Source organism: Roseburia sp. AF42-8 (assembly GCF_003435965.1).
Lineage (GTDB): Bacteria > Bacillota > Clostridia > Lachnospirales > Lachnospiraceae > Roseburia_C > Roseburia_C amylophila.
Map to the genome: position 1 here is coordinate 1 of NZ_QTVB01000055.1, position 11,044 is coordinate 11,044.

An 11,044-nucleotide genomic window follows, 5' to 3' on the forward strand; every position below is an offset into this window, starting at 1 on the left:
TGTTTGTCCTTTCAGAAATCTAGCTTGGCTAAATATCCTAAAGTTTACTGTTTTAGGTCGCATTCTTCTATTGAATAGAGATGCTGTCCTGAATGATTTTGTAATCTTTTGATTACGTTTTCTCAAAATCTTTCAAGGTTATTTCACTGTTCAGTTATCAAGGTTCTTTATTGTATCTCTCAGACACAACTCATTTAGTATAACATCTTATTTCTTATCTGTCAACAACTTTTTCCAAAAAAAATAAATTTCTTTATCTTTGGAAAAAGCGGAGAAAGAGGGATTTGAACCCTCGCGCCGGTTGCCCGACCTACACCCTTAGCAGGGGCGCCTCTTCAGCCTCTTGAGTATTTCTCCATATCTGAACTTTCCAAATAAATATGATGTTGTCTGCGTACATGACGCATAGATAATAATACTAAAACTATTTCACTTTGTCAATCACAAATTCAAATTATTTTTCACTTATTTTTTTAGAGCATTTTAAAGCTGGATTTTCTTATATTTTTCTATTGCTGTTTCATAGAGGTTATTGCCATCTCTGTCTATCACAACTATTACCGGGAAGTCTTTTACTTCCAGCTTGCGGATGGCTTCCGCTCCCAAATCTTCATAACAGACAATTTCTGATTTGGTAATACATTTAGAAAGAAGCGCGCCTGCCCCGCCGATTGCTGCAAAGTACACTGCCTTATTACGGATGATGGCATCTATGACTCCTTTGGAACGTTTTCCTTTTCCAATCATTGCCTTTTCACCCAAATCCAATAGGGTTGGTGCATACTTATCCATACGGGTTGCAGTGGTCGGACCTGCGGAACCGATTGGTCTTCCCTCTCTTGCCGGTGATGGTCCCATATAATAGATTGTGGAATCTAAAATGTCTATCGGAAGTTCTTCTCCTCTTTCTAAGACTTCCATCATTCTCTTGTGAGCTGCATCTCTTGCCACATAAATCGTTCCTGTTATGTATACATAATCTCCTGCATGAAGCTCTGCTGTCTTTTCTTCTGTTATCGGTGTTGTAATATATTTATCCATTCTATCACCTGTTCTTTCTATAATAAATAATGATATTTACCAGCTTTTATAATAAATCTATTATAATGCCTTTTCGTAGCACCACCAGTCTTCTCCATAAAGATCCGATTCACCACATTTTGTAAAATTCAATTTCTGATAGGAACGCATTGCCCTTTCATTTGTCTTACTTACCAGAAAATGCACACCTTTCATGCCACTTTTTTTTAATTCTTCCATGGTCTTTTGAATCATAATGCGTGCCAGTCCATGATTCTGTTCTGCCTCTCTTATGACAAGACGAGCCAGCTCCGCGGATGGCTCTAACTGCTTCGACCAGCAGGTTAATGCATTTACTTCCGTATCTTCATCAATTGAAATTGCTCCGGCTATTTTATGGGCATTATCTTCTATTATAAATAATGCCTGATTTGCAAAATCTTTTGCAATGGTCTCCCGGCTTGGATATGTTTCATCCCAGGTGCAGCCTTCTGTTCCCATGGCACTCTGGTATAAAGACAGTATTTCTTCTCTATTTTCCTGATGTGCCATTTTAATGATATTCTTTTCCTTCTATTACAATTGTGTTCATTTTAAATCTCCCTTACCACATGTCTGTTTACATGACAGCAGATGTTCACTGCCACCGGAAGTCCTGCGATATGTGTCGGGTATGTATTGATGTTTACCTTTAAAGCTGTAGTTGTTCCGCCTAATCCGCCCGGTCCGATGCCTAACTTATTAATTTTATCTAACATTTCTATTTCCAGATTTTTTACATAAGGTATTTCAGAATAGGAATCTACGCTTCTGGTTAATGCTTTTTTTGCAAGAATCGCACATTTTTCAAAGGTGCCTCCGATTCCAACGCCTACTACCATTGGCGGGCAGGCATTTGGACCTGCATCAGCTACTGCAGTCATGATGGCATTTTTAACACCTTCGATTCCTTCTGCAGGCTTCAACATGAAGACGCGGCTCATATTTTCACTTCCAAATCCCTTTGGAGCAACTGTAATTTTTACTTTATCTCCCGGTACGATGGAATAATGAATGACTGCAGGTGTATTATCTTTGGTATTTTCACGGATTAGTGGATCACCTACTACGGATTTTCTAAGATATCCTTCTACATATCCCTGACGTACTCCTTCATTAATGGCATCTTCAATGGATTCTCCTTCAAAATGAACATCCTGTCCAACTTCAATAAATACCACTGCCATTCCGGTATCCTGACAAATCGGAATCTGCTCTTTATCTGCAATTTCAAGATTATCCTGTAACTGATTTAATATTTTCTGTCCTAGTTCAGATTCTTCCGTTGCAGCCGCATTTTTCATTGCTGCATCCATATCCCTGGATAAATAATAATTTGCTTCAATGCACATTTCTTTGATATTTTCTGTTATTTCACTTGTTTTTACTGTTCTTATCATTTCTGTCTCCTTTAATGCATCTGTACTTCCGGTAAAATCTCATCGATATCCATATAGTATTTTTTAAAATTATCCGGTCTTGTATAAATTTTTACCATATTATTTTTCATCATTCCCGCCGGATAAAAGAAAATGTTGCGGCTGTGAAATGTATGGATGCAGCCATTCATATCCTGATATCTGGCATATATCACATAAGGCATCTGCCATTACGTTTACATTATAATTCATATCTATATTTGAAATTTCTGCCATAATGTAATAGCCGTTATCTACAATTTTCTTTAAGCTGCTTTTATTATTGTAATGCAATATCAAAAAAATGACACCAATCAGGAAAAAGAATAGTCCGGTTCCGCCAAAGATGAGTCCTAACATTTTAAAGGCTTCCTCTTTACCGGACTGTGTCAGAAAAAGGATTCCCATTATTAAAAAGACAGAACCCAGCCCTGCAAATATCCATCCTATTATCATGATTGCGCTTATCCCTGTTTTTATTTTCGGTTTCATATTTTCCTACTTTCTTATATTGATTTTCTTTAATTTCTGCAAAATCTCGTTATGATGTTTTGATTTCATATCCGGGAATGCTTTCATCAGACGGCTGGATACTGCATTCTTTTTGGATAAAAGTTCATCATATTTATGACGCAGATTTTCTAGTTTTTCTATCTGTTCTGCATGCCCTTCTTTAAATTCTACAGATTTTTCCAGTGCTTCTTCTACATTTTCATAAATATTTTCACCAATCTGGTTGGACAATACTTTAATTTTTGCTGCAATATCATCCATTACCTTTAACCTGCGGTTGAACTTCACAATAGTAGATACCGTTACTACTACGTCAATGGCAAATCCGGTCATTATAATTATAAGTAATACCACCCCCACAATATGCGGTATCAGATGAATGAATCCGTAAATAATCGGATGAATAATCAGCATAATAAAGGTACATGCCAATCCCCATAAAATTGAAAATTTCAGACATACATATCCCATTATATTAAAGGTTTATCCGAGTAATCCCACCATTTATTATGAAATACTTTTTCCATTACGAATCCTGTTATAAATTCCAAAACTGATGTCAAAAGGAAGGAACCTAAATATAGTATCAGTAAATTTTTCTTTAATGGTGTCAGTAACACAACCACAATTAATACTCCACATCCGTAAATTGGACAATACGGTCCGTTCAAAAATCCCCTGTTTACAAAGATTCCCCTATCCAATGCTGCATAGGATACTTCGCTGCACCATCCAATAAATGCATAAATAATAAAAATCCATAGTACTTCATAAAATGTCTGTGGCATCTTTAATCCCCCATTATTTTTTGAAAGGGCGAAATCATGATACAGTGATTCCGCCCTCTTTTTTATAAAGTTTTTTATTCTTCTTCGCTATCCTGCTCTGCGCGGTTAATTAATTCACCAAGCTCCTTGGATATCAGCTCTTCCTCCGATGCTGATGCATCTTCATCTTCTTCTACAATAACACCTTCTGGCTGTTTCGGCTCCGGAATATCATTTTCCATAATGGATTTATCTTCTTTTACCTTAGCCATGCTGGCTACAGTTACTCCGTCATTTACATTAATCAGTTTTACTCCGGATGTTACTCTGCCCAAAAGTGCTGTTCCATTTACCGGAATCCGAATGATGATTCCTTCTGTGGTAATCAGCATTATTTCGTTATCCTGATTTACGGCTTTGACACCGATGATATTACCGGTCTTCTCGGTAATCTTGTAGCACTTCACGCCTTTACCGCCACGGTTCTGTGGTGAGAATTCAGACATCAGGGTGCATTTTCCAAGACCTTTTTCAGATACAATCATCAGTGCATCACCCTGGGTATTTAACTGCATTCCTACGACTTCATCGCTGTCTGCTAAATTCATACCGATAACACCCATGGATACACGACCAGTGCTTCTTACATCTGTTTCATGGAAACGGATACACTGGCCATATTTAGTTACTAAGATGATATCTTTATTGTTATCTGTCTTCTTTACTTCAATCAGTTCATCATCATCACGAAGGTTGATTGCTGCAAGTCCTGTCTTACGGACATTTGCATATTCGCAGATTGGTGTCTTCTTCACAATACCATTCTTGGTTGCCATAAAGAGGTATTCACCTTCTTTGTATTCCTTAATCGGAATAACTGCGGTGATTTTCTCACCCGGCTGAAGCTGAAGCAGATTAATAATCGCAGTTCCTCTGGCTGTTCTTCCTGCCTCCGGAATCTCGTATGCTTTCATACGATATACTTTTCCGCTGTTGGTAAAGAACATCAGATAATGATGGGAGGTTGTCATGAGAAGTTCTTCGATATAATCGTTCTCAATGGTCTCCATTCCCTTAATTCCTTTACCACCACGATGCTGGCTGCGGAAATTATCTACGCTCATGCGCTTGATATATCCTAATTTTGTCATGGTGATTACCGTATTGGTTACCGGAATCAGATCTTCCATGGAAATGTCATATTCGTCAAATCCGATAGATGTTCTTCTTTCGTCTCCATATTTATCTGCAATCAGAAGAATTTCTTCTCTGATGACACCAAGAAGTTTCTTCTCATCTGCAAGGATTGCTTTTAATTCTGCGATTCTTGCTACTAATTCCTTATATTCATTTTCAATCTTCTCACGTTCCAGACCGGTCAGTGCACGCAGACGCATATCTACAATAGCCTGTGCCTGTGCATCGCTGAGTCCGAAGCGGTTCATTAATTTTTCTTTTGCTTCCGGTGTTGTCTTACTTCCACGGATAATGGAAATTACTTCATCAATATGGTCTAAGGCAATCAGTAAACCCTCTAACAGATGAGCTCTTTCTTCTGCCTTGTTTAAATCATATTTCGTTCTTCTTGTTACAACTTCCTTCTGATGCATCAGATAGTAGTTTAACATATCAAGAAGATTTAAGACTTTCGGCTGATTATTTACCAGTGCCAGCATAATAACACCAAAGGTGTCCTGTAACTGGGTATGTTTATATAACAGATTTAATACTACGTTTGGATTTACATCACGACGCAGCTCAATACAGATTCTCATACCCTGACGGTCTGATTCATCACGTAAATCTGTGATTCCGTCAATTTTCTTATCTCTTACCAGCTCTGCAATCTTTTCGATGAGTCTGGCTTTATTTACCATATATGGAAGCTCCGTCACAATAATACGGTTCTTTCCATTGTTCATCGGCTCAATATTGGTAACTGCACGGACACGAATCTTTCCACGGCCGGTACGGTATGCTTCGTTGATTCCGGTTGTACCAAGAATCATTCCACCGGTTGGAAAATCAGGTCCTTTTACAATATCTAATAACTCTTCAATATCGGTTCCACGATCCTGCTCTACTTCATTATCAATGATTTTTACTACTGCATTGATAACTTCTCTTAAGTTATGTGGCGGAATATTGGTTGCCATACCTACCGCAATACCAGTTGTACCATTTACTAAAAGATTTGGAAATCTTGATGGCAGTACAATAGGCTCTTTCTCGGTCTCATCAAAGTTTGGCATGAAATCAACGGTATCTTTATTAATATCAGCAAGCATTTCCATGGAAATCTTTGAAAGTCTTGCTTCCGTATATCGCATTGCCGCAGCCCCATCACCGTCTACGGAACCGAAGTTACCATGACCATCTACCAATGGATATCTGGTAGACCAGTCCTGTGCCATATTTACCAATGCTCCATAGATTGAACTGTCTCCGTGTGGGTGATATTTACCCATGGTATCTCCGACGATACGGGCACATTTTCTATGTGGCTTATCCGGACCGTTATTCAACTCTATCATGGAAAACAGTACACGTCTCTGTACCGGTTTCAGACCATCCCTTACATCCGGCAAAGCCCGGGCTGCAATTACACTCATGGCATAGTCTATATAAGATGTTTCCATCGTTTTCTTTAAGTCTACGTCATGTATCTGGTCAAATATCTTGTCATCCATCTATTTTTCCTCCTAGATATCCAGGTTTTGGACATACTTCGCATTTGCTTCAATAAAATCACGTCTTGGTTCTACTTTATCACCCATTAAGGTGTTGAATGTTACATCAATTTCAGATGCTTCTTCTTCATCCATTACAACACGACGTAAGATTCTCTTCTCAGGATCCATGGTTGTCTCCCAAAGCTGCTCGGCATCCATTTCTCCTAATCCTTTGTATCGCTGAATCTTGTTATTACCGTCTCGTCCAATCTCTTTTAAGATATTGTTGAGCTGTTCATCGCTGTAGGCATACCAGACATTTTTATTTTTCTCAATCTTATAAAGTGGAGGCTGTGCCAGATATACATAGCCCTGTTTGATTAATTCCGGCATGAAACGATAAATGAAAGTAAGCATCAGGGTACTGATATGGGCACCATCCACATCGGCATCGGTCATGATAATAATCTTATGATATCTTAATTTACTGATATTAAAATCTTCATGAATACCGGTACCAAATGCAGTAATCATGGCTTTAATCTCAGCATTTCCGTAAATTTTATCAAGTCTTGCTTTCTCTACATTCAAAATCTTTCCACGAAGTGGAAGAATTGCCTGGGTTGCACGGCTTCTTGCAGTCTTTGCGGAACCGCCGGCGGAATCTCCCTCGACGATGAAAATTTCGCAGTTTTTCGGATCTTTATCAGAACAGTCTGCTAATTTTCCAGGAAGTGAGGTTCCTTCTAATGCAGTCTTTCTTCTGGTTAAATCTCTTGCTTTTCTCGCTGCCTCTCTTGCACGCTGTGCCAGAAGTGATTTTTCACAAATGGTCTTTGCAACCTGAGGATTCTGCTCTAAAAAGTATGTAAGCTGCTCACTTACTACGCTGTCTACGGCTCCTCTTGCTTCACTGTTACCAAGCTTCTGCTTGGTCTGTCCCTCAAACTGAGGCTCTTCAATCTTAATACTTACAATAGCAGTTAAACCTTCACGGATATCATCACCGAAAAGTGCCGGCTCAGAATCCTTTAAAATCTTATTTGCCCGCGCATATTCATTAAAAGTTTTGGTAAGCGCATTACGGAAACCTGCCAGATGTGTTCCACCCTCCGGCGTGATGATGTTATTGACAAAGCTGTACGTAGCTTCGTTATATGCATCGTTATGCTGCATAGCAACTTCAACAAGAACCCCGTTTTTCTCACCTTCACAATAAATAACCTCCGGATACAATGCTTCCTTGCTCTTATTTAAGTAAGTTACAAATTCCTTAATACCGCCTTCATAATGGAATACCCGTTCTTTTACAGGCTCTTCCCTGTCATCACGAAGTGTAATCCTAAGATTCTTTGTCAGGAATGCAGTCTCTCTTAAACGCTGCTTTAATGTATCAAAATCATATACGGTTTCTTCGAAAATGCTTCCGTCCGGAGAAAAGGTTACAGTAGTACCGGTTTTATTTATATCACATTTTCCGACTTCCTTCAGTGGATACATGGTATGTCCACGTTCATAACGTTGTTTATAAATCTTTCCATCGTGGAAAATCTGTACTTCCAGCCAGTTAGAAAGTGCATTTACAACGGATGCTCCTACACCATGTAATCCACCGGATACCTTATATCCTCCACCGCCGAATTTTCCGCCGGCATGCAATACAGTAAATACTACTTCTACCGCAGGAATACCTGCTTTGTGGTTAATTCCTACCGGAATTCCACGTCCGTCATCTTCTACGGTAATGGAATTGTCTTTATTAATCGTAACGATAATATGGGTACAATAACCTGCCAGTGCTTCGTCGACAGAGTTATCCACAATTTCATATACCAGATGGTGAAGTCCTCTCACAGAGGTACTTCCAATATACATTCCAGGTCTCTTTCTTACTGCTTCCAAACCTTCCAAAATCTGAATTTGGTCTGCTCCGTATTCCGTACTCATCTGTATTCCTCCTATTCACGGATTATTTTACATTTCATTTTTTTCACTTACTGTTCCGCTTATGACTTCAAATATTTTATCAATCTGGAAGCGGTTTCTTACAAATTCATCCAGACCGGTACAGGTAATGACCGTCTGAATATCATGTATACTGTTAAGCAGATAATTCTGCCTGTTACTGTCCAGTTCGGAAAGTACATCATCTAAAAGAAGTACCGGTGTATCATGAATACATCTTTTCACCAGCTCTATCTCTGATAATTTCAGTGATAAAGCAGAAGTTCTCTGCTGTCCCTGGGAACCGAATTTACGGATATCGATATCTCCGATAAAAAAGGAAATATCATCTCTGTGGGGTCCCACGGAGGTACTGCAGTATTTTCTGTCCTTTTCCTTCGCCCGGTTTAATTCATCTTCAAAAAAAGCTTCTTCGATATCCGGCTCATACGTCAGCGTCAGCTGCTCCCTGCCACCGGAAATGCTTTCATGGATGCCCCGGACAATTTCATTTAATTCTTCTACAAATCTCCGGCGCCGCTGATAATCCGCCTGCCGTAAGAAATGAGCTGCATATCCCACACGGATAACGTATTTTCCAAATCCGGATGAAATACCATATCTTTTAACAGCTTATTGCGCTGATTTAAAACTTTATTATACTTGGTTAAATCAGAAAGATAAATTTTATCCAGCTGGCAGATTTCCGAATCTAAAAATCTTCTGCGCTCGGAAGGACCATTTTTGATAATATTTAAATCCTCCGGTGAGAAAAATACCATATTCAGCACACCGAAAAGCTCACTTGCCTTGCGGATTGGCACACCATTAATGGCAATTCCCTTGGAACGGTTCTTCTTCAGATGCATATCAATCTGATAACTCATCTGATTTTTTTCTACCATAGTACGGATATGTGCCTCATTTTCACCAAAACGAATCATTTCTTTATCGCGGCTTCCCTTATGGGATTTCGTTGTTCCGCTGACATAAATGGATTCTAATATATTGGTCTTTCCCTGGGCATTGTCCCCATATAAAATATTGGTTCCACCGTCAAGATTCAGATTTAACTCTTCATAATTACGGAAATTCTTAAGTTCAATGGACTTTATTATCATTTTACAATCTTTATGGTTTCGCCCAAAGCTTCCACTACATCTCCATCATATAATTTCTTGCCACGCTGTACTTCAACTTCGCCATTTACCTTAACTTTTTCATCTAATATTACAAGCTTGGCAGTGACTCCGGAGTCTACGACTCCGGCAGCTTTTAACGCCTGTCCCAGCTTAATATATTCATCCCGCAGCTTAATTTCCTGCATGATTGCCTCTCTTCCTGCCTCTGCAAATCCTAGTTTGCAGCTGCATTAAAGTTTACCGGAAGAATCAGATAGATAAAGGTCTCATTTTCATCCCGGATAAAACATGGTGCCTTTGGATTTACCATATAAAGGGTTACTTCTTCTTCATCAATGACACGAAGGGCATCGATAAAGAATTTCGGATTGAATCCAATTAAAATATCTTTTCCATCTTTGGTAATATCAATTTCTTCATTCATGGAACCAATGAAAGAATTGATTTTTAATTCCATCTTATCATCTGTTATATTCATGATAATCGGCTTCTTATCTCCCTCTTTTACTAAAAGGGTAGCACGGTCGATACAGTCTAATAATTCACGTTTGTTAATCTTAACCTTTGTCTCATAATCAGAAGAAAGCATCTGTTCAATCTTAAAATACTCGCCTTCAATCAGACGGGAAACAACGGTGGTATTGCCAAATTCAAATACAATATGATTGTCTGATAAATACATGCTGACATCTTCGTCAGCATTTCCCGGGAGAATCTTGCTGATTTCCTGTAAAGTCTTTCCAGGAACAACCACTTTCTTATGCTCATAATTATTTTTCAGTTCTATATTACGGATTGAAATACGGTGGCCATCCAGTGATACAACCTTTAAGCTGTTCTCATTGATTTCAAATAATTCTCCTGTCATCAGCTTATTATTATCATTATCTGCAATAGAAAAGATTGTCTGGCGGATTACTTCTTTTAAAGTAAACTGTGAAATGCTGATTTCTTCATTTCTTTCAATATATGGAATATAAGAAAAATCTTCACCGGATTTTCCAATGATATTGAATTTTGCTTTTTCACAGGTAATGGTTGTCTTAAAGGAAGAGTCTGTTTCGATTACAACTTCATTGTCAGGAAGCTTTCTTACGATATCAGAAAAAACTTTTGCATCTAATGCGATAATTCCTCTTTCTTCAATCTCTCCTTCTATTTTTGTTTCGATTCCAAGTTCCATATCATTGGCAGTTAATTTAATCTCACCGGCAGAAGCATCTATTAAGATACATTCTAAGATAGCCATGGTCGTTCTGGTTGGTACGGCTTTGGAAACAATGTTTACACCATAAAGTAAATTTGATTTTGAACAGATGATTTTCATGTTGTTCATAACTCCTTTCGACATATATAAATATAATATTTAAAAGAAATTAAACGTCTTATTCTTAGGGGATGTTAATAAGTTGTTCATAACTCCTTTCGACATATATAAATATAATATTTAAAAGAAATTAAACGTCTTATTCTTAGGGGATGTTAATAAGTGAATAACCTTCTGCAACCCTTAATTCATAAGCATTTAA

Annotated in this window: 8 protein-coding genes, 1 tRNA gene and 2 pseudogenes; all 11 read right to left on the bottom strand. The window is 38.2% G+C overall.

The window, feature by feature from the left end; all coding sequences use genetic code 11:
• Positions 1–269: 269 nt before the first annotated feature.
• Positions 270–357, bottom strand: a tRNA-Ser gene (locus DW059_RS13795).
• A 126-nt stretch (positions 358–483) separates the two neighbouring features.
• Positions 484–1,041: a Fe-S-containing hydro-lyase gene (locus DW059_RS13800; protein WP_117699181.1), complete on the bottom strand. Its 558-nt coding sequence runs from the start codon at positions 1,039–1,041 to the stop codon at positions 484–486.
• A gap of 60 nt (positions 1,042–1,101) precedes the next feature.
• Positions 1,102–1,572 (bottom strand): GNAT family N-acetyltransferase, encoded by a 471-nt coding sequence (locus DW059_RS13805; RefSeq protein ID WP_117699182.1) that lies wholly within the window; start codon positions 1,570–1,572, stop codon positions 1,102–1,104.
• 41 nt (positions 1,573–1,613) lie between these two features.
• Positions 1,614–2,459 (bottom strand): fumarate hydratase, encoded by an 846-nt coding sequence (locus DW059_RS13810; protein ID WP_117699183.1) that lies wholly within the window; start codon positions 2,457–2,459, stop codon positions 1,614–1,616.
• Between the two features lie 99 nt (positions 2,460–2,558).
• A complete protein-coding gene (locus tag DW059_RS13815) occupies positions 2,559–2,933 on the bottom strand; it encodes a hypothetical protein (protein ID WP_207659169.1) in 375 nt (124 codons plus the stop codon).
• A 42-nt stretch (positions 2,934–2,975) separates the two neighbouring features.
• Positions 2,976–3,778, bottom strand: a pseudogene (locus DW059_RS17855) (putative ABC transporter permease).
• A gap of 74 nt (positions 3,779–3,852) precedes the next feature.
• Complete coding sequence (gene gyrA / locus DW059_RS13825) at positions 3,853–6,447, bottom strand: DNA gyrase subunit A (protein WP_117699185.1); 2,595 nt, start codon at positions 6,445–6,447, stop codon at positions 3,853–3,855.
• A 12-nt stretch (positions 6,448–6,459) separates the two neighbouring features.
• The gene (gyrB, locus tag DW059_RS13830; protein ID WP_117699186.1) at positions 6,460–8,376 is read right to left on the bottom strand and encodes a DNA topoisomerase (ATP-hydrolyzing) subunit B; all 1,917 of its coding nucleotides are present in this window, start codon (positions 8,374–8,376) and stop codon (positions 6,460–6,462) included.
• Between the two features lie 27 nt (positions 8,377–8,403).
• Positions 8,404–9,494: pseudogene (recF, locus tag DW059_RS17705) on the bottom strand (DNA replication/repair protein RecF).
• Positions 9,491–9,700, bottom strand: a complete 210-nt coding sequence (locus DW059_RS13840; RefSeq protein WP_022242292.1) for an RNA-binding S4 domain-containing protein — start codon at positions 9,698–9,700, stop codon at positions 9,491–9,493. The pseudogene recF and the gene DW059_RS13840 overlap by 4 nt, the downstream one beginning before the upstream one ends.
• A 29-nt stretch (positions 9,701–9,729) precedes the next feature.
• Entirely contained in the window at positions 9,730–10,842 is a 1,113-nt protein-coding gene (gene dnaN, locus DW059_RS13845) for a DNA polymerase III subunit beta (protein WP_117699187.1), read from the bottom strand.
• Between the last annotated feature and the right edge of the window lie 202 nt (positions 10,843–11,044).

What these genes read in the sequence shown, in the direction of transcription:
- DW059_RS13800 (WP_117699181.1), bottom strand. Translation starts at nt 1,041, where the DNA reads ATGGATAAATATATTACAACACCGATAACAGAAGAAAAGACAGCAGAG.
- DW059_RS13805 (WP_117699182.1), bottom strand. Translation starts at nt 1,572, where the DNA reads ATGGCACATCAGGAAAATAGAGAAGAAATACTGTCTTTATACCAGAGT.
- DW059_RS13810 (WP_117699183.1), bottom strand. Translation starts at nt 2,459, where the DNA reads ATGATAAGAACAGTAAAAACAAGTGAAATAACAGAAAATATCAAAGAA.
- DW059_RS13815 (WP_207659169.1), bottom strand. Translation starts at nt 2,933, where the DNA reads ATGATAATAGGATGGATATTTGCAGGGCTGGGTTCTGTCTTTTTAATA.
- gyrA (WP_117699185.1), bottom strand. Translation starts at nt 6,447, where the DNA reads ATGGATGACAAGATATTTGACCAGATACATGACGTAGACTTAAAGAAA.
- gyrB (WP_117699186.1), bottom strand. Translation starts at nt 8,376, where the DNA reads ATGAGTACGGAATACGGAGCAGACCAAATTCAGATTTTGGAAGGTTTG.
- DW059_RS13840 (WP_022242292.1), bottom strand. Translation starts at nt 9,700, where the DNA reads ATGCAGGAAATTAAGCTGCGGGATGAATATATTAAGCTGGGACAGGCG.
- dnaN (WP_117699187.1), bottom strand. Translation starts at nt 10,842, where the DNA reads ATGAAAATCATCTGTTCAAAATCAAATTTACTTTATGGTGTAAACATT.